Source organism: Micromonospora sp. WMMD708 (assembly GCF_049315245.1).
Lineage (GTDB): Bacteria > Actinomycetota > Actinomycetes > Mycobacteriales > Micromonosporaceae > Micromonospora > Micromonospora wenchangensis.
This window is the reverse complement of sequence record NZ_CP186060.1, coordinates 987889-1006561: the sequence shown is the minus strand read 5'-3', so window position 1 is coordinate 1006561 and position 18673 is coordinate 987889. Positions and strand designations below refer to the sequence as shown.

The window sequence follows — 18673 nt, the reverse complement described above, 5'->3', positions numbered from 1 at the left end:
TCGTGTCGTACGCGGGTCAGCTGTTCCAGTGCTCGGCGACGAGGTCGGCGGCCTGCTGTTCCCACTGGGCGTAGTGGTCGGGGTAGGCCGATACCTGGACGGTCTGGGCGGCCTTGGTCAGGGGCATGTCCTGCCAGCCGTCGACCTGCTTGAGGCCCTTGAGGAAGGCGAGGGTGGCGTACTCGGGGTCGGTGATCTGCTCCACCGTGCCCCAGCCACTCGACGGACGCTGCTGGAACAGGCCCTGCGAGTCGTGGTCGTTGCGGTCGCCGAGGTGGCCGAGGTTCTCCAGCTTCGACTCCTGTAGGGCGGTGGCGATCGACACGACCGCGGCCCGTTCGTCCATGCCGGCCTTCTTCGTCGCGGCGATGATCGCCATGACGTTGCCGGTCTGCTCGTCGTCGAGGTCGATGCGGGACTGCTCGCCCTGCACACCGTGCGGGATCAGCTTGGCCTTGTCCACGGCGGGCTTGTCGGCCTGCACCACGGCCACGGTGTGGTCGGTGGGGGTCGACCCGGCGGTGCCGTGGTTCAGCGGGCCGGCGGCCAGACCACCGGCGACGGCCAGACCGGCGATACCGAGAACACTCTTACGCAGAATGGTGGTCTTCATGGGGGATGCTCCTTCGAGGGGGTCGGCCACCCGACCGGTCGGGGGACCGGGGCCACCGGCGGAGCCGGCGGTGGGGGCGTAAGCACCACGACGAGGCGCTCATGAGGGGAAGTCGATCGGTCTCCGGCGGGCCCTGCCGCTCGCGCCGGAACCAGATGTAACGACCGGGGGCCCCGCGTCATTCCGGGGCGCCGCCCGTCTCCGGGCTGGCCGGGCGGGGGTGCTGCTGCGGTCGTTCAGAGGGTGTAACGACTGCGGGCCGGCCGGGATTCCGCCGTCGGGGTGCCGCCGGTCACGGGACGCCCCGCCCGGTCGACCCCATCCCGGACACCGGTGCCGCCCCGACCCACTCGCCCCGCCCCAGCCCGCCTCGATGCGCCCCAGCCCGCCTCGATGCGCCCCAGCCCGCCTCGGTGCGTCCCAGCCCGCCTCGGCCGACCTCGGCCCGCCTCGTTGATCAAGAGGTTTGCGTCGTCGAGAGCGCTCTCCGATGCCGCAAACCTCTTGATCACCGAGGCGGAAGGGTGGGGGTGGGGCCGAGGGCGGGGGTGGGTGGGGGTGGGGGTGGGTGGGGGTGGGGGTGGGGGTGGGGGCGTTCGGGCGCGGTCACCCGTGACGGCGGGCTTCCTACGGGGTGATCAGCGGCGGAACGGCCCGCGCCCACCCGACCGACACCTATGATTTGTGGCATATCTACCGAAAGTGAGGTTGTCATGACCGCAGCGATGGAAATGCCCCGGGTTCAGGAGTGCGCGGCCTCGTCCTGCGCCTACAACCACACCAACGACTGCCACGCCTTCGCCATCACCATCGGCAGCACCGACCACGCGCACTGCCACACCTTCGTGGAACTGCCGGTACGCGGTGGCCTCGACCGGCTCATCGCCCAGGTCGGCGCGTGCAGCCGGGCCGACTGCCGGCACAACGCCGAACTGGAGTGCCGCGCCCCGGCGATCACCGTCGGCCCCGACAACGACCTGGCCGACTGCATGACCTACCAGAGCCGCTGACCGACCGACCACCACGGGGCCGGGGCCGAGACGCCCCGGCCCCGTCGGACATGCGCGGCCACGCCGGGCACCGGCCGGCCACGCCGGATCTACCTGGCCACGCCGGACACGCCCGGACAGGCACGGACACGCCGGACAGGCTCGGCGCAGCCCGGCCGTCCCCGGCTGTGCAGCACCTCACAAGGCCGCCGTCGGGGACGAGCAGGCCGCCTCGACGCGGCCCGGCCGACACCGGCACACCCCGGACCGCCGCGCCCCACGGCCTGGTCGCACACTGGACGGCATGGATGACGAGCTCGCGATCTCCGTACGGGGACTGCGCAAGGCGTACGGCGACAACGTCGCGGTGGCGGGGGTGGACCTCGACGTCCGCCGGGGCGAGGTGTTCGCCCTGCTCGGACCGAACGGCGCGGGCAAGACGACCACGGTGGAGATCCTGGAGGGCTACCGGCAGCGCGACGCCGGCCAGGTGAGCGTGCTCGGCACCGACCCCGGTCTCGTCCTCGGCTCCCGCCCGCGCGGCCCACGGACGGGCGCACCGCGCACCTCCCGGGGTCAGGTGGCCGACTGGCGGTCCCGGGTCGGCATCGTGCTCCAGGGCACCGGCGAGTTCGACGAGCTGACCGTCGCCGAGGTGGTCCGGCACTTCTCCGGGTTCTATCCCGAGGCGGACGACCCGGACAGGGTCGTCGAGCGGGTCGGGCTGGGCGCCAAGGCCAACGCCCGTACGCACACCCTCTCCGGCGGGCAGAAGCGCCGGCTCGACGTGGCGCTGGGCATCATCGGCCGCCCCGAGCTGCTCTTCCTCGACGAGCCCACCACCGGTTTCGACCCGGAGGCGCGGCGCGAGTTCTGGGAGCTGATCCGCGACCTCGCCGCCGCCGGCACCACCATCGTGCTCACCACCCACTACCTGGACGAGGCCGAGTCGCTCGCCGACCGGGTCGGGGTGATCGCCGCCGGCCGGGTGATCGAGGTGGCCCCGCCGGACCTGCTCGGCAACCGCCAGGACGCCCTGGCGACGGTCTCCTGGCGTACCCCGGACGGGACGCCGCACACCGAGCAGAGCGCGACGCCGACGGCGCTGGTGGCGGAGTTGGCCGCGCGCTTCGGCGGTGAGGTGCCCGGTCTCACGGTGACCCGGCCGACCCTGGAAGACGTCTACCTGAGCATGATCGGACACTGATGACCACCACCACGAAGCCGGCGACCCCGTCCGCCACCACCGGCCGCCGACGGGTCGGGCCGGGCGCGCTCGCCCTGCGTCAGGGCCGGCTGGAGATCACCCAGTTCCTGCGCAGCCGGGAATCCGTCGTGTTCACGATGGGCTTCCCGATCATCATGATCCTGATCTTCGCATCGATCTTCGACGGGACGATCGGCGGCGGGGTGAAGTTCACCCAGTACTTCATCACCGGCATGATCGCGACCGGGCTGATGACGGTGAGCTTCCAGAACCTCGGCATCTGGATCCCGATCGAGCGGGACCGGGGCGTGCTCAAGCGCTACCGGGGCACCCCGATGCCGAAGTGGGTCTGGTTCGCCGGCAAGGTGATCATGGTGGTGGTGATCGGTGTCGCCGAGACCGCGCTGCTGCTGGCGGTCGCCGTGGCGCTGTTCGACCTCGACCTGCCGGCCACCGCCGGGAAGTGGTTCACCTTCGGCTGGGTCGCCGTGCTCGGGGTGACCGCCTGCACCCTGTGCGGGATCGCCATCTCGTCACTGGCCCGCACCGCGCGCAGCGGCTCCGCCGTGGTCACCCCGGTCTCCCTGGTGCTCCAGTTCATCTCCGGGGTGTTCTTCGTCTTCACCGACCTGCCCACCTGGATGCAGCAGGTGGCGGCGTTCTTCCCGCTCAAGTGGATGTGCCAGGGCCTGCGCGCGGTGTTCCTGCCGGAGAGTTTCGGCGCGCAGGAACCCGGCGGCTCCTTCGAGCTGGGCCGGGTCGCCCTGGTCCTCGCCCTGTGGTGCCTGATCGGCCTGGCGCTCTGCCTGACCACCTTCCGCTGGACCACCAAGCGCGACGGCTGACCCGCCACGCCCCCACGGCCACCCGCCGCCATCCCGCCTGAGCCCCCGGCCGGGCCGGGGCGGGCCTTGATCGACTCAGTTGCGCCGATATTGCGGTGTCCGCTTGGCGGGATACCGCAATATCGGCGAGCTGGCGATCCGGCCTGGCCGGCACCGGGCTCAGTAGGAGTAGAAGCCCTGGCCGGTCTTGCGGCCCAGGTCACCGGCGGTAGCCATCCGCTGGAGCAGCTCCGGCGGGAAGAACTTCTCGTCGGCCGTGTCGATGTAGATGTTCCTCGTGGCGTTCAGCAGGACGTCCACGCCGGTCAGGTCGACCGTGGCCAGCGGGCCCATGGCGTGGCCGAAGCCGAGCTTGCAGGCGGTGTCCAGGTCCTCGGCCGACATCACCCCCGACTCGACCAGCTTGACCGCTTCCATGGCCAGCGCGCAGATCAGCCGGGTGGTGACGAAACCGGCGATGTCCCGGTTGACCACCACCACGGTCTTGCCGATCTCCTCGGCGAACGCCTTCGCGGTGGCCAGGGTCGCGTCGCTGGTCTTGTAGCCGCGCACCAGCTCGCACAGCTTCATCATCGGCACCGGGGAGAAGAAGTGGGTGCCCACGACCGACTCCGGGCGCTGCGTGGCGGTGGCGATCTGGGTCACCGGGATGGCCGACGTGTTGGTCGCCAGCACCGCGTCCGCCTTGCAGATCTTGTCCAGCGCGCGGAACACCTCGTGCTTGATCTCGATCTTCTCAAAGACCGCCTCGACCACGATGTCCGCGTCGGCAGCGGCCTCCAGCTCGGTGGTCGGCGTGATCCGACCCAGGGTGGCCTCGACGTCGGACGCCTCGATCCTGCCCTTCTCGGCGAACTTCGTCAGCGACTTCCGGATGCCGTCCACACCGCGCCCCGTGGCCGCGTCGTCGATGTCGCGCAACGTCACCTGCCAGCCCGCCTGCGCCGCCACCTGGGCGATGCCGGAACCCATCAGCCCGGCCCCGACGACCGCGAGTCGACCCGCCATCTGCTTCTCCCTCGCCTGCGTTTGAGTGTCTGCCAGCACCCTAGTCGGCGAGCCTGAACGACCGCTAAGCCCCGGGCGGTCGGACCAGCGACGGGAGGCGGCGGGCGGGTCAGATGGTCAGCTCGGGGGTCTGGGCGGCGGTGCCCCGTTCCACCTCCACGCCGAGCGCCCGCAGGTCGGCCACGAAGTCCGGGTAGCCCCGGTCCACATGGTGCACGTGGGAGACCTCGGTGACGCCGTCCGCGCAGAGCCCCGCGATGATCAGCCCGGCGCCGGCCCTGATGTCGGTGGCCCGGACCGGGGCGCCGGAGAGCCGGTCCCGGCCCCGGACCACGGCGTGGTGACCGTCGGTCTTGATGTCGGCGCCGAGACGCACCATCTCGTTGGCGAACATGAACCGGCCGTCGAAGATGTTCTCGGTGATCAGTGACGCCCCCTCGCTGACCGCCGCCAGGCCGATCGCCATCGGCAGCAGGTCGGTGGCGAACCCCGGGTACGGCAGCGTCACCACGTCCACGGCGGCGGGCCGGTCGTCGGCGCGGACCCGGAAGGCGTCCCCCCGGGTCTCCACCAACGCACCGGCCGACACCAGCTTGTCCAGCGCGACCTCCAGGTAGGCCGGATCGATCCCGGTGACCGTCACGTCCCCCCGGGTCATCGCCGCGCCGAACGCCCACGTCCCGGCGACGATCCGGTCCCCCACCGTGGCGTGCCGCACCGGGCGCAGCGCGGGCACCCCGGCGATCCGCAGGGTGGAGCTGCCGCAGCCGGAGATCCGGGCACCCATCCGGTTGAGCATCGTGCAGAGGTCGACGATCTCCGGTTCCCGGGCCGCGTTGTCGATCGTCGTCACGCCCCGGGCCAGCACCGCCGCCATCACCAGGTTCTCGGTGGCGCCCACGCTGGGGAAGTCCAGCACGATCTCGGCCCCCCGCAGCCCGTCCGGGGCGGCGGCGATGACGAAGCCGTGCTCACCGGAGACCTCCGCGCCCATCCGGGCCAGCCCGGCGATGTGCATGTCCAGGCCCCGGGAGCCGATCGCGTCCCCGCCCGGGTGGGCCACCCGCACGTACCCCCGGCGGGCCAGGAGCGGGCCCAACACGCAGATCGACGCCCGCAGCCGACGCACCAGGTCGTAGTCGGCGTCCGCGCCGGGTTGCTCGGGCACGTCGATGACGACCGACCGGGAGCGGGCCTGCCCGCCGTAGGCGACCATCGGGTCCACCGGGTCGTCCGCCGCGAAGTGCACCCCGCAGCCGAGCCGGCGCAGCACCTCGCCCATGATGGCGATGTCGGTGATCCGGGGCACGTTCGTGATCACCGTACGGCCCGGGGCCAGCAGCGCCGCCGCCATCAGCTTGAGCGCCGAGTTCTTCGCCCCGACGACGTGCACCGTGCCGGCCAGCCGGGCGTCGCCGCCGACCCGGATGACGTCGACCTCGTCGACGGCAGGGTCACCCGGCCCCGCCTCCACCGGCCAACCGGCCGCAGCGGGCCGTGCCGGAATCGTCAGGTCCGGTATCCGTAGGCTGTGCGTCATGGCCGTCCACCTCACGCGCATCTACACCAAGGCCGGCGACGCCGGCATGACCAGGCTGAGCAACAACGAGCAGGTGCCGAAGACCGATCCCCGGATCGCCGCGTACGCGGATGTCGACGAGTGCAACGCCGCGCTCGGCGTGGCGCTCGCCCTGGGGCAGCTCGACGACGAGCTGCGGGCCGTGCTGGAGTCGATCCAGAACGACATGTTCGACGTCGGCGCCGACCTGGCCACCCCCGTCGAGCCGGACCCGGCGTACCCACCGCTGCGGGTCACCGAGGAGTACGTCGAACGCCTCGAAGGGTGGTGCGACGAGTACAACGGGCGACTGGGCAAGCTCGACTCCTTCATCCTCCCCGGCGGCACCGCTGGCGCGGCGCTGCTGCACGTGGCTCGGACGATCGCCCGGCGCGCCGAACGGGCGGCCTGGGCCCTGGTCGCCCACGATCCGGATCGCACCAGCTCCCTTCCGGCAAAGTATCTCAACCGCCTCTCCGACCTGCTGTTCATCCTGTCAAGAACGGCCAATCCGGGCGGCGATGTGCTATGGGTGCCGGGCGGCAAGCGCTGAGCACGGGTGGGCTGCACCACGTCGAGGTCTGGGTGCCCGACCTGGCCGCCGCGAAGCGGAGCTGGGGCTGGCTGCTCGGTGAACTGGGCTGGACGCCGTACCAGGACTGGCCGGCCGGCTGCTCCTGGCGGCACGGCCCGACGTACCTGGTCGTCGAGCAGTCCCCGGCCCTGACCGGACGGGTCCACGACCGGCTCGCCCCGGGCCTCAACCACCTGGCCTTCCATGCCGGTCCGCCGCAGGCGGTGGACCGGCTGGTGGCCGCCGCCGGGGCCCATGGCTGGGAGCTGCTGTTCGCCGACCGTCACCCGCACGCTGGTGGCCCGGACAGCTACGCCGCCTACCTCACCGACCGGCAGGGCTACGAGGTCGAGCTGGTGGCCGCCGTCGCGACACCGTGACCGCGACCGGGCCGGCACCGGGTCAGGCGGCGGGCCAGTCCTGGGAGGCCATACGCGGCGAGGCCGCCCCGGGCGGGGCGGCCTCGAGCCAGGAGGAGAAACCGGTCACCGTGGAGCGGGCCATGGCGATCTCGACCGGCGCGTGTTGACTGGTACAGCGGAGGATCACCCAGTCGGACGGCATGGAGAGCCGTTCCTGGCCCTCGGGCAGCCGCCGCCGCTCCACCACCAGCTCCTTGCGGGAGAGCACCCGCTTGGGCCGCAGGGCGAAGCTGAACATCCGGTACCAGCGGAGCTGGTCGCCGACGAACCGCGCGAAGCCCGGTGACCAGCCCCGGCCGTCCAGCACGGTGGTGACCCGCACGCTCAGCCGGATGATGCCGCCGCTACGGGTGACCAGGGCCCGCCGGACGAAGAGGATCAGGAGCGCGGCGAGGATCACCGCGATGCCGATTCCGATCCCTTCGACGATCTCCATCGGCGGGTGGGCTCAGCGGGCCGGAGTGGCCGGGGTGGCGCTCTCGGCGAGCACCGTGACGCTCTCGGCACCGACCGACAGGAACCCGCCGGTGATGTCGTAGGCGACCTGCTGGCCGCCGGCCTGCTTGATCCGGACCTGGCTGGGCTCGGCGAGCTGGCCGAGCAGCGGCGCGTGCCCCGGCAGCACACCCAGCTCACCTTCGGTCGTACGGGCGACGACCATCTCGGCCTCGCCGGACCAGACCTTCTCCTCGACGGCTACGAGGTCGACGTGAAGCTGCTGTGCCACGCTGTCTCCTTGCTGCGGCGACGGATTGTCGAAAGTCTAGTCGGACCGCCGTCGCCGACCCAACGCGGGTGCCGAGACCTGCACCACCGTCCGGCGTGTCGGCTGGCCGGGCGGCGGTGTCGGCACCCCGCGGGGTCACTTGACCTTGTTGCGGAACTCCGGGTGCTCCAGCAGGAAGGCGTCCAACTGCTCGTTCTTGAGGGCGGCGAAGAAATCGTCGGCGGCGGGCAGCAACCGTTCCCCGCGGTAGCCGTTGCCGGTGCCGATCCCCTCCCCGGGCAGCTTGATCAGCTCGACGTTCTCCGAGCGGATGCCCTTGAGCGCGATGGCGAAGTCGACCACGCTGTTGCCCCGGCCGTTGAAGGTCAGCGACTGGCCGGCGGCCCGGATCACCCGGTCCAGCTTGATCGGGTTGGTCACCACGTCGGCGCTGAACGCCTGGCTGACCATCGCCTTGATGAACTGCTGCTGGTGCCGCTGCCGGCCGTAGTCGGCGTCCGGGACGCCGTTCCTCGGGTAGCGCTGCCGGACGTAGTCCAGCGCCTGCCAGCCGCTGAGGTGCTGGTTGCCCTTCTTGTAGACCGCCTGCGGGCCGATGTACCCCTCGCCGTACGGGTTGCCCTTGCGGTGCTTGCCGTTCGGCTCACGGTGCTCGGAGCGGACCTCGCGCTCGATGTACATGTCGACGCCGCCCATCGCGTCGACGATCTTCTGGAAACCGGTGAAGTTGATGATCGCCCCGGCGTCGAACCGGGTGATCCCGGTCGCCTTCTGCACGGTCTTGGCGAGCAGTTCGAAGCCCTGCGCCGCGCTGGGGTTCTTGCCCTCGACGATGCTGCCGTGCGACATCGCACCGTTGATCTTGCCGGAGCCGCCCCGGTAGCCGGCCTTGTCGAACTTGGGGATGTCGACGTAGAGATCACGCGGAATCGAGAAGATGTACGCCCGGTCCAACGACTCGGGCACGTGCAGCACCATGATCGAGTCGGCCAGCGGCGGGGTTTTCGCGTCCCGCGGGTCGATGCCCACCAGCAGGATGTTCAGCGGGCCCTTGACGTTGCTCTTGCGCTCCTGCGCCCCGGCCGCCTTGTCGCCGAACAGGTCGGCCTTGCCCACCGAACCCTCGTAGCGCGACAGCAGCGTCTCGTAGCCCACCAGGACCGCGCCGCTGAGCATCAGCAGCACGACCCCGAAGATGGTGCACGCGCGTGCCCAGCGGGGCACGCCGGACCAGATCGACCGCTTCCCGGCCCTGCCGACCTTGCCGGTCTTACCAGCCCTACCGATCCCGCCGTCCCTGTCGCCCTTGCCGGCCTTGCCCACCAGCAGCTCCATTCGTCGCGCACGGGGACTCGTCACGAGGATTCGTCACGCCCACGAAGAGGAGACGGGCGTACCCGGTCGAAAAGTTGCACCACACCGACCCCCGGATCCGAGAGTCGTTCTCGAAACGGTACCGCGCTCCCGTGGCGACCGCTCGCCCGGCAACCGGACACCGGCCCCCACCAGGCAGGAAAGGCCGAAGGCCACCCCGGTCGACCGGGGTGGCCTTCGCCGAACGACTGTCCGGGGGCTCAGCTGTCGGGAGGATCAGCCCTCCGACATCAGCTCCTTCGCCTTGCGCTCCAGGTCCTCCAGACCGCCGCACATGAAGAAGGCCTGCTCGGGGAAGTGGTCGTACTCCCCCTCGCTGATCTTCCGGAACGCGTCGATGGTCTCCTCGATCGGGACCGTCGAGCCCGGCACGCCGGTGAACTGCTCGGCGGCGTAGGTGTTCTGGGAGAGGAAGCGCTCGATCCGGCGGGCCCGGCCGACGGTGAGCTTGTCCTCCTCCGAGAGCTCCTCGATACCGAGGATGGCGATGATGTCCTGGAGGTCCTTGTAGCGCTGGAGGATGCGCTTGACCTCGGTCGCCACCGCGAAGTGCGCCTCGCCGACGAACTCCGGGGCGAGGATCCGGGACGAGGACGCCAGCGGGTCCACGGCCGGGTAGATGCCCTTGTCGGAGATCGACCGCTCCAGGTTGGTGGTCGCGTCCAGGTGGGCGAAGGTGGTCGCCGGCGCCGGGTCGGTGTAGTCGTCGGCGGGCACGTAGATCGCCTGGAGCGAGGTGATGGCCTGGCCCCGGACGGAGGTGATCCGCTCCTGGAGTTCGCCCATCTCGTCGGCCAGGGTCGGCTGGTAACCCACCGCGCTCGGCATCCGGCCGAGCAGGGTGGAGACCTCGGAACCGGCCTGGGTGAAGCGGAAGATGTTGTCGATGAAGAGCAGCACCTCCTGCTTCTTGACGTCCCGGAAGTACTCGGCCATGGTCAGCGCCGACAGCGCCACCCGCAGCCGGGTGCCCGGCGGCTCGTCCATCTGGCCGTAGACCAGCGCGGTCTTGTCGATGACGCCGGACTCGGTCATCTCGGCGATGAGGTCGTTGCCCTCACGGGTGCGCTCACCCACGCCGGCGAAGACCGACGTACCACCGAAGTTCCGGGCCACCCGGGTGATCATCTCCTGGATGAGCACCGTCTTGCCCACGCCCGCGCCGCCGAACAGGCCGATCTTGCCGCCCTTGACGTACGGGGCGAGCAGGTCGATGACCTTGATGCCGGTCTCCAGCATCTCGGTCTTCGGCTCCAGGTCCGCGAAGGCCGGGGCCTTGCGGTGGATGCCCCACCGGTCGTCCGCGTCGAGCGTCTCGCCCTCGGTGAGGTTGAGGCACTCGCCGATGGCGTTGAAGACGTGGCCCTTGACCGCGTCGCCCACCGGGACGGTGATCGGCGAGCCGGAGTCGGTCACCTCGGCGCCGCGGACCAGACCGTCGGTCGGCTGCATCGAGATGGCCCGGACCAGGTTGTCACCCAGGTGCTGGGCGACCTCCAGGGTGAGCGTCTTCGCGCCGCCGGAGAGGTTCACCTCCACGTGCAGGGCGTTGAACAGGGTCGGCATGGCGTCGCGCGGGAACTCGGCGTCGACGACCGGGCCGATGACCCGAACCACGCGACCGGTGGCCGTACTGGTCTCTGCCGGTCCCCCGGCAACTGCGGATACAGTCATCACACTTCACTTCCCGACGCGGCCAGCGCGTTCGCGCCGCCGACGATCTCACTGATCTCCTGGGTGATCCCGGCCTGGCGGGCCGAGTTCATCTCACGCGTGTACTTCTCGATCATCTCTTCGGCGTTGTCGGTGGCGCTCTTCATCGCCCGCCGCCGGGCCGCCGACTCGCTCGCCGCCGACTCCAGCAACGCCGCGTAGATCCGCGTGTTGATGTATTTCGGCAACAGCGCGTCGAGCAGCGACTCCGCCTCCGGCTCGAACTCGTACGCCGGCAGCAGTCCCTCGGAGCGCGGCCGGTCCTCGACCTGCATCGGACCGATGATCTTCGTGACCGGGTTCTGGGTCATCAGGCTGTGGAACTCGGTGTAGACGATGTGCAACTCGTCGATGCCGAGCACGCCGTCCGGCCCGGCGTCGCCGTCGGTGTCGTCGGCACCGGCGGTGAACGCCGCGATCAGCGTCTCGCCGACCTCACGGGCGTCGGCGAAGGTGGGCTGCTCCGAGAAGCCGGTCCAGTTCGCCGCGATCTGCCGGTTGCGGAACCGGTAGAACGTCAGGCCCTTGCGTCCGATGACGTAGAGCACCGGCTCCTTGCCGTCGGCGGTGAGCCGGGCGATCAGCGACTCGGCGGTCCTGATCGCGTTGGAGCTGTACCCGCCGGCCAGACCCCGGTCGGAGGTGACCAGCAGGACGCCCGCCCGCCGCACCCGCTCGCGCGGGGTGAGCAGCGGGTGGTCGATCCGGGCGTTCGAGGCCAGCGCGGTGAGCACGCCGGTGATCGCCTGGGCGTACGGCAGGGACGCCGTCACCCGGGCCTGGGCCTTGGCGATGCGGCTCGTCGCCACGAGCTCCATCGCCTTGGTGATCTTCTTCATCCCCTTCGCCGAACGGATCCGCTGGCGAAGAACGCGTACCTGGGCCGCCATGAGTCAGCCCTACTGCTTCTCGGCGTCGTCGGCGTAGCGGGTGACCGTCTCCCGGTCGGACTCGCCCTCCAGCGGCTTGGCCGGCGCGTCGTTGACCCGGCGCTCGTCGGCCTGGCCGAGGAAGACCTGCTTGAACTCGCCGATGGCCGAGTCGAGCGAGGCGGCGATGTCGTCGCCCCACTTGCCGTCCGCGATCGAGGCCAGCACACCCTCGTGCTTGTGCCGCAGGTACTGGAGGAACTCGGACTCGAAGCGACGGATCTCGCCGACCGGGACGTCGTCCAGCTTGCCCTCGACGCCGGCCCAGACCGAGACGACCTGCTCCTGCACCGGGTACGGCGAGTAGTTCGGCTGCTTGAGCAGCTCGACCAGCCGGGAACCCCGGTTCAGCTGGGCCTGCGAGGCCTTGTCCAGGTCGGAGGCGAAGGCGGCGAAGGCCTCCAGCTCACGGAACTGGGCCAGGTTGAGCCGCAGCGAGCCGGAGACCTTCTTCATCGGCTTCATCTGCGCGGCGCCACCGACCCGGGAGACCGAGGTGCCCACGTTGATGGCCGGCCGGACGCCCTGGTTGAACAGGTCGGACTCCAGGAAGATCTGGCCGTCGGTGATGGAGATGACGTTGGTCGGGATGAAGGCCGAGATGTCGTTGGCCTTCGTCTCGATGATCGGCAGGCCGGTCATCGAGCCGCCACCCAGCTCGTCGGAGAGCTTCGCGCAACGCTCCAGCAGGCGGGAGTGCAGGTAGAAGACGTCACCCGGGTACGCCTCACGGCCCGGCGGGCGACGCAGCAGCAGCGACACGGCCCGGTACGCCTCGGCCTGCTTGCTCAGGTCGTCGAAGACGATCAGGACGTGCTTGCCGCCGTACATCCAGTGCTGCCCGATGGAGGAGCCGGTGTACGGGGCGAGGTACTTGAAGCCGGCCGGGTCGGACGCCGGGGAGGCCACGATGGTGGTGTACTCCAGCGCGCCCGCGTCCTCCAGGATGCCCTTGATCGAGGCGATCGTGGAGGCCTTCTGGCCGATGGCGACGTAGATGCAGCGGACCTGCTTCTTCGGGTCGCCGGAGCGCCAGTTGTCCCGCTGGTTGAGGATGGTGTCCAGCGCGACGGTGGTCTTGCCGGTCTTCCGGTCGCCGATGATCAGCTGCCGCTGGCCCCGACCGATCGGGGTCATCGCGTCGATCGCCTTGATACCGGTCTGCAGCGGCTCGTCGACCGACTGCCGGGACATCACGTTGGGGGCCTGGAGCTCCAGCTCGCGGTAGCCCTCGTCGGCGATGTCGCCGAGGCCGTCGATCGGCTGGCCGAGCGCGTTGACCACGCGGCCGAGGAAGGCGTCGCCGACCGGTACGGAGAGCACCCGGCCGGTGCGCTTGACGCGCTGCCCCTCCTCCAGCTTGGCGGAGTCACCGAGAACGACGACACCGATCTCCCGCACGTCGAGGTTCAACGCCACGCCGAGCGTGCCGTCCTCGAACTCCAGGAGTTCGTTGGTCATGGTCGAGGGCAGGCCCTCGACGTGGGCGATGCCGTCACCGGTGTCGGCGACGGTGCCGACCTCCTCGCGGGAGACGTCGGTCGAGTAGGAGGAGACGTAGCGCTCCAGGGCGCCGCGGATCTCCTCCGTCGAGATGGTCAGCTCGGCCATCCTCTGCTTCCTTAAGTATCAGGGGCCCGGGATACCTAGTACCGACCGGTCCGAATGGCGTCGATCAAAGGGCGGCGAGGCCGCTGGTCAGCGCTGCACGAGCGCGTTGCGGGTCTCGTTGAGGCGGCGCAGGACGGTGCCGTCGTACAGGTCGGAACCGACCCGCACGCTCACCCCACCGAGCACCTCCGGGTCGACCGTCTGCTTGACGGAAACCTCTCGACCGTACATCGCGGAGAGACGGGCACCGAGCCGTCGCTCGTCGGACTCACTCAACGGAGCCGCCACGGTCACGTACGCGACCTGACGGTCCCGCCGGTCGGCGGCCAGCTCGACCAGCCGGGTGAGCGCCCCGGTGAAGGAGCGTCCCCCGAACCCGCCGAGAGCCACCTCGACGAGGCGGACGGTGACCGGCCGGGCCTTGCCGGCGAGCAGTTCCCGGGCCAGTGCGGCCCGCTGCCCGGCCGGGGCGATCGGGTCGGCCAGCGCCGCGGAGAGCGCGGACTGGCCGGCGACCACCTGACCGAAGCGGAACAGCTCGTCCTCGACCTCACCGAGGTCGCCCGCAGCGTCGGCGCTGGCCAGCAGCGCCTCCACCCCGAGCCGCTCGGTGCCGTCGAGCAGCTCCGACGGCGTCGACCAGCGGCCGCCGACCAGACCGGACAGCAGGTCGAGCGCATCCGCGCCGATCTTGCCGGACAGGATGCCGGTGAGCAGCGCGGCACGGTCGTCACCGCTGCGGGCCGGGTCGGACAGCGCCCGGCGCAGCCGCGGCTCGCCCCGCAACAGGGCGGCGACGGAGAGGATGTCGTCGGCGGTGGTCGCCACCGCCGACGGCTCCGCCCCGCGGACGTACGCGTCGAGGCGCTCGGCCGCGACCGCGTACGACTCCCGGCTGGCGGCCTGCATCAGCGGGCCCCCGTGCTCTCGAGGTTGCTCAGGAACCGGTCGACGGTGCCCTTGCGGCGGGCCTCGTCGGCCAACGACTCACCGACGATCTTGCTGGCCAGGTCCACCGCGATGGTGCCGACCTCGGCCCGCAGCTCACGCACGATGGTGGCCCGCTCGGCGGCGAGCTGCTCCTTGCCGGCCGCGATGATCCGGTCGGACTCCTCCCGCGCCTTGCCGAGGATGTCCTGCCGGATGCCCTCCGCGTCGGCCCGGGCGTCGTCCCGGATCTTGGCGGCGTCGGTACGCGCCTCGGCGAGCTGCGCGCGGTACTGCTCGAGGAGCTGGTTGGCCTCGGCCTGGGCGGCCTCGGCGCGCTTGATCCCGCCCTCGATCGCGTCGACCCGGGCCTGGAACGTCTGTTCCATGCGGGGGAAGACGAACTTCATCAGCACGAAGCAGAGCACGGCGAAGGCGACGCTGCCGACCACGATCTCCTGCCAGAGCGGGATGATCGGGTTGTGGGTCGACTCACCACCCTCAGCGGCGAGGAAGTACATGGATGACCTCCTGGTCTGCGGGGACTGGGTCAGCCGGCCCAGATGAAGCCGAAGGCGATGCCCAGCAGCGCGAGCGCCTCGATGACGGCGAAGCCGATCCAGACGTACGGCAGGGTCATCCGGGACGACTCCGGCTGGCGGGCGGTCGACTGGATGTAGGCGGCGAAGACCAGGCCGACGCCGATGCCCGGGCCGATGGCGGCGAGGCCGTAGCCGATGGCGGCGGTGCTGCCGGTGACCTCGGCGAGAACGCTAGCGTCCATGGGTGTGGTTCCTCCTGGGTATCTCGCGTGACTCTCACGCGGGACGACAACGGGTTGATGCGGTGGACCAGTGCTCGCTCGCGAGCCCCCGCCCGTGGACCAGTGCTCGCTTTCGAGCCCCCGCCCGGTTGGATCAGTGCTCGTCGGCGAGCGCGCCCTGCACGTAGCTTGCGGTGAGGACGGTGAAGACGTAGGCCTGCAGGCAGATGACCAGGAATTCGAGGAAGGTGAGCGCGATGGTCATCACCCAGGACAGCACCGAGACCGGCGCGAGCCAGGCGTTGGCGCTGAGCATCGCGAAGCCGCCGAGGGTGAAGACCAGCAGCAGCATGTGCCCGGCGAACATGTTGGCGAACAGACGGACGGCCAGCGAGAACGGCCGCACGAGGAAGGTCGAGAAGAACTCGATCGGGATCAGCAGCGGCAGGATGTACCAGGGCGCCGGCGGGATCAGGGAGTTCTTGAAGTACTTCACGAAGCCGTGGTGCCGGATGCCGACGTAGTTGAACATCAGGTAGCTGATCACGGCGAGGATCGCCGGGAAGGCGATGTGCGAGTTCGGCGAGATCTGGAAGAACGGCACGATCGCGAAGAAGTTGGTCAGCAACACGAAGCAGAACAGCGTGGTGAAGTACGGCGCGAACCGCACCCCCCGGTGCCCGATCATGTCGACCGCGATGTTGTTCCGCACGAAGCCGTAGATCGACTCGGCGAGCCACTGCTTCTTGGTCGGGACCAGCTGCGGCTTCCGGTAGGTCGCCAGGAAGAAGATGATCAGGATGCCGACGGCCACCCACACCATCGCCGTGATCTTGGTGAACCAGTACGAGTCGTGCGCACCCCAGGGCAGGATGCTGGGCAGGTAGAAGTCCTCCACACTGGGTGGGAATGCCGCCTGGCCCGCTGCCAGGACGTTCGCCTGTCCGAACACCGCGTCCCTTCCTAAGTAGGCGTGCCGAGCCGGCGGACGACCAGGATGATCCCCCCGGCCATGCCGAGCACGACACCGATCCCGGTGGCGATGCCGCCGGAGTCGAGCCACTGGTCGACCAGCCAGCCGATGAAACCCCAGACGAGCATGCCCCCGATGAGGTACGAGAGCGCGGTCCAACCCTGACCGGCGCCGGTCGGAACGTCGTCCGGGCCACCGGTGGGTCGGGGGTTCTGGTCACCAGCCATGACGGGGCGAACGATATCAGCCGGGGAGACGAGGCTGTGCCTCACCCCCCGCACAACCGTCGTTGTGTGGGCATCGGGCGGGCTCCATCGTCTGGGGGCACGCTACTCCCCTTCCGCAAGGGAGAGAACGACCGGATGCGGACAGTCGCCCGCCCGCCCACCATGTGGGACAGTCAGGAGCCGGGTCGACGGGAATACACCCTGGTCAGCCACCAGATGTGCACCCCGGTCCAGACCACGACTCCGGCGGCGATGCCGACACAGAGTGGAACCAGGCCACCCCAGCCGGTCGATGCCACCGCCACCATGACCACCCCCAGCAGGGTGAACTTGGCGATGTAGAGGCCCAACCCGAGCGGCAGCACCAGCTGCGGGTTGACCGCGTCGGCCCGGGCCAGCACCACCGTGGTCAGGCTGTAGCTGACCACGGTCACCGCCACCCCGGCCGCCGCGCCGAGAGCCGCCACGCCACCCCCGGTCACCGCACCGACCAGCGCGGCGACCACCCCCAGCACCGCCGAGGCGGCCAGCAGTACCGGCAGGTGGCGCAGCCGCCACCCCTGGTCGTCGGCCACCGCCGGCCCGCGCGCCCCGGGCTCAGCCACGCGGGTCGTCCGGGCCGCCGCGGTGCGGCGCGGCCACGACGGGCCGCCCCCGGTCCGGCCCCCACCAGGTGCGCTTCACGTTCTCCACAGCGAAAGAGTGTACGGAGCCGCACACTGGTGTCCGTGAGATGCCTCGTCACCGGCGCGACCGGATACATCGGCGGACGGCTCGCGCCCCGCCTGCTGGCCGAGGGGCACCAGGTGCGCTGCCTGGCCCGCAAGGCCGGTCGGCTGCGCGACGTGCCCTGGGCGGCGCAGGCCGAGATCGCCGAGGGGGACCTGCGTCGGCCGGAGACGCTCCCGGCCGCCTTCGCCGACGTCGACGTCGCGTACTACCTGGTGCACTCGCTCGGGCGGGCCGACTTCGAGGCGGCCGACCGGGAGGCCGCCACCAACTTCGCCGAGGCCGCCGCCGCGGCCGGCGTACGCCGGATCGTCTACCTGGGCGGGCCGGAGCCGGCGGCCGGCGGCTCGACCTCGCCGCACCTGCGGTCCCGGGCCGAGGTGGCCCGGATCCTGCTCGCCGGCGAGGTGCCCACGGTGGTGCTGCGGGCCGCCGTGATCATCGGTTCCGGGTCGGCCTCGTTCGAGATGCTGCGCTACCTCACCGAGCGGCTGCCGGCCATGGTCACCCCCCGCTGGGTCCGCAACCGGATCCAGCCGATCGCCGTCCGGGACGTGCTGCGCTACCTGGTCGGCTGCGCCACCCTGCCGCCCGAGGTGGACCGGGCCTTCGACATCGGCGGCCCGGACGTGCTCACCTTCCGGGAGATGATGCAGCGCTACGCGCGGGTCGCCGGGCTGCGCCGCCGGATCATCGTGCCGGTCCGCCCGCTGACCCCGGCGCTGTCCTCGCACTGGGTGGGGCTGATCACCCCGGTGCCGAACGCCATCGCCCGGCCGCTGGTGGAGAGCCTGATCCACGAGGCGGTCGCGCACGAGCACGACATCGCCAGGTGGCTGCCCGACCCACCGGGCGGGCTGACCGGCTTCGACGACGCCGTGGCGCTGGCCCTGACCAAGGTGCGCGACGCCCAGGTGGAGACCCGGTGGTCGAACGCGAGCGGCCCGGACGCCCCGGCCGAGCCCCTGCCGTCGGACCCGGACTGGTCCGGCGGGACCGCCTACACCGACGTCCGGGAGCAGGAGGTGGCCGCGCCGCAGGCCGCGCTCTGGCGGGTCATCGAGGGCGTCGGCGGCGAGCACGGCTGGTACTCGTTCCCGCTCGCCTGGTCGGTGCGCGGCTGGCTGGACCGGCTGGTCGGCGGGGTGGGGCTGCGCCGGGGCCGGCGCGATCCGCACCGCCTCCAGGTCGGCGAGGCGCTGGACTTCTGGCGGGTGGAGGAGATCGTGCCCGGGGAGTTGCTGCGGCTGCGCGCCGAGATGCGGCTGCCCGGCCGGGCCTGGCTGGAGCTGCGCGCCGAGCCGGCCGGCGAGGGCCGCAGCCGGTACGTGCAACGCGCCGTCTTCCTGCCCCGCGGCCTACCCGGCCACCTCTACTGGCTCTCGGTCGCCCCGTTCCACACGATCATCTTCGGCGGCATGGCCCGCAACATCGCCAACCACGCCCCCACCCCCTGATCTCCCCCGCCCCGGGTGGGCGGGGGC

Annotated in this window: 21 protein-coding genes; 6 read left to right on the top strand and 15 right to left on the bottom strand. The window is 70.9% G+C overall.

Annotated features, from left to right (window positions below; genetic code table 11):
• Positions 1 to 16: 16 nt before the first annotated feature.
• On the bottom strand, positions 17 to 613 hold the full coding sequence (locus tag ACN260_RS04620) for a hypothetical protein (RefSeq protein WP_422754842.1): 597 nt from the start codon (positions 611 to 613) through the stop codon (positions 17 to 19).
• A gap of 713 nt (positions 614 to 1326) precedes the next feature.
• On the opposite strand from ACN260_RS04620, the gene ACN260_RS04615 reads away from it, so the two are divergent.
• The 3 genes from ACN260_RS04615 (at position 1327) to ACN260_RS04605 (ending at position 3654) form a co-directional block, all read left to right on the top strand.
• Complete coding sequence (locus ACN260_RS04615) at positions 1327 to 1623, top strand: DUF1540 domain-containing protein (RefSeq protein ID WP_067312880.1); 297 nt, start codon at positions 1327 to 1329, stop codon at positions 1621 to 1623.
• A 283-nt stretch (positions 1624 to 1906) separates the two neighbouring features.
• A complete protein-coding gene (locus ACN260_RS04610) occupies positions 1907 to 2809 on the top strand; it encodes an ABC transporter ATP-binding protein (protein ID WP_422754841.1) in 903 nt (300 codons plus the stop codon).
• Entirely contained in the window at positions 2809 to 3654 is an 846-nt protein-coding gene (locus ACN260_RS04605; protein ID WP_422754840.1) for an ABC transporter permease, read from the top strand. The genes ACN260_RS04610 and ACN260_RS04605 overlap by 1 nt, the downstream gene beginning before the upstream one ends.
• A gap of 159 nt (positions 3655 to 3813) precedes the next feature.
• Here the strand turns inward: ACN260_RS04605 and ACN260_RS04600 are convergent, their stop codons facing one another.
• The gene (locus ACN260_RS04600; protein WP_422754839.1) at positions 3814 to 4662 is read right to left on the bottom strand and encodes a 3-hydroxyacyl-CoA dehydrogenase family protein; all 849 of its coding nucleotides are present in this window, start codon (positions 4660 to 4662) and stop codon (positions 3814 to 3816) included.
• A 109-nt stretch (positions 4663 to 4771) separates the two neighbouring features.
• Positions 4772 to 6202, bottom strand: coding sequence for a UDP-N-acetylglucosamine 1-carboxyvinyltransferase (murA, locus tag ACN260_RS04595; protein ID WP_422754838.1), 1431 nt, complete (start codon positions 6200 to 6202; stop codon positions 4772 to 4774).
• On the opposite strand from murA, the gene ACN260_RS04590 reads away from it, so the two are divergent.
• On the top strand, positions 6201 to 6773 hold the full coding sequence (locus ACN260_RS04590) for a cob(I)yrinic acid a,c-diamide adenosyltransferase (RefSeq protein WP_145921453.1): 573 nt from the start codon (positions 6201 to 6203) through the stop codon (positions 6771 to 6773). The two genes, murA and ACN260_RS04590, sit on opposite strands and share 2 nt — an antisense overlap.
• Positions 6749 to 7174, top strand: a complete 426-nt coding sequence (locus ACN260_RS04585) for a VOC family protein (protein WP_422754837.1) — start codon at positions 6749 to 6751, stop codon at positions 7172 to 7174. Before ACN260_RS04590 ends, ACN260_RS04585 begins: the two co-directional genes overlap by 25 nt.
• Before the next feature lie 22 nt (positions 7175 to 7196).
• Here the strand turns inward: ACN260_RS04585 and ACN260_RS04580 are convergent, their stop codons facing one another.
• The 12 genes from ACN260_RS04580 to ACN260_RS04525 form a co-directional block, all read right to left on the bottom strand.
• Entirely contained in the window at positions 7197 to 7652 is a 456-nt protein-coding gene (locus tag ACN260_RS04580) for a DUF2550 domain-containing protein (protein WP_088642779.1), read from the bottom strand.
• A gap of 12 nt (positions 7653 to 7664) precedes the next feature.
• The gene (locus ACN260_RS04575; protein ID WP_067312863.1) at positions 7665 to 7943 is read right to left on the bottom strand and encodes a F0F1 ATP synthase subunit epsilon; all 279 of its coding nucleotides are present in this window, start codon (positions 7941 to 7943) and stop codon (positions 7665 to 7667) included.
• Positions 7944 to 8078: 135 nt separating this feature from the next.
• Positions 8079 to 9278 (bottom strand): LCP family protein, encoded by a 1200-nt coding sequence (locus tag ACN260_RS04570; RefSeq protein WP_422756617.1) that lies wholly within the window; start codon positions 9276 to 9278, stop codon positions 8079 to 8081.
• Positions 9279 to 9533: 255 nt separating this feature from the next.
• A complete protein-coding gene (atpD, locus tag ACN260_RS04565; protein ID WP_088642781.1) occupies positions 9534 to 10991 on the bottom strand; it encodes a F0F1 ATP synthase subunit beta in 1458 nt (485 codons plus the stop codon).
• Positions 10991 to 11920 carry a F0F1 ATP synthase subunit gamma gene (locus ACN260_RS04560; RefSeq protein WP_088642782.1) on the bottom strand — a complete coding sequence of 310 codons (930 nt, stop codon included), beginning with the start codon at positions 11918 to 11920 and terminating at the stop codon, positions 10991 to 10993. Before ACN260_RS04560 ends, atpD begins: the two co-directional genes overlap by 1 nt.
• Before the next feature lie 9 nt (positions 11921 to 11929).
• Positions 11930 to 13570, bottom strand: coding sequence for a F0F1 ATP synthase subunit alpha (gene atpA, locus ACN260_RS04555; RefSeq protein ID WP_422754836.1), 1641 nt, complete (start codon positions 13568 to 13570; stop codon positions 11930 to 11932).
• A gap of 87 nt (positions 13571 to 13657) precedes the next feature.
• Complete coding sequence (locus ACN260_RS04550) at positions 13658 to 14479, bottom strand: F0F1 ATP synthase subunit delta (protein WP_422754835.1); 822 nt, start codon at positions 14477 to 14479, stop codon at positions 13658 to 13660.
• A complete protein-coding gene (locus ACN260_RS04545; protein WP_088642785.1) occupies positions 14479 to 15018 on the bottom strand; it encodes a F0F1 ATP synthase subunit B in 540 nt (179 codons plus the stop codon). Before ACN260_RS04545 ends, ACN260_RS04550 begins: the two co-directional genes overlap by 1 nt.
• 29 nt (positions 15019 to 15047) lie before the next feature.
• Positions 15048 to 15281: an ATP synthase subunit C gene (locus tag ACN260_RS04540; RefSeq protein WP_067312849.1), complete on the bottom strand. Its 234-nt coding sequence runs from the start codon at positions 15279 to 15281 to the stop codon at positions 15048 to 15050.
• A gap of 133 nt (positions 15282 to 15414) precedes the next feature.
• Positions 15415 to 16212 carry a F0F1 ATP synthase subunit A gene (atpB, locus tag ACN260_RS04535; RefSeq protein WP_145921458.1) on the bottom strand — a complete coding sequence of 266 codons (798 nt, stop codon included), beginning with the start codon at positions 16210 to 16212 and terminating at the stop codon, positions 15415 to 15417.
• 11 nt (positions 16213 to 16223) lie between these two features.
• Positions 16224 to 16460, bottom strand: a complete 237-nt coding sequence (locus tag ACN260_RS04530) for an AtpZ/AtpI family protein (protein WP_088642787.1) — start codon at positions 16458 to 16460, stop codon at positions 16224 to 16226.
• 173 nt (positions 16461 to 16633) lie between these two features.
• Positions 16634 to 17065: a hypothetical protein gene (locus ACN260_RS04525; RefSeq protein WP_281894687.1), complete on the bottom strand. Its 432-nt coding sequence runs from the start codon at positions 17063 to 17065 to the stop codon at positions 16634 to 16636.
• 123 nt (positions 17066 to 17188) lie between these two features.
• On the opposite strand from ACN260_RS04525, the gene ACN260_RS04520 reads away from it, so the two are divergent.
• Complete coding sequence (locus tag ACN260_RS04520) at positions 17189 to 18646, top strand: SDR family oxidoreductase (RefSeq protein WP_422754834.1); 1458 nt, start codon at positions 17189 to 17191, stop codon at positions 18644 to 18646.
• Positions 18647 to 18673 lie beyond the last annotated feature (27 nt).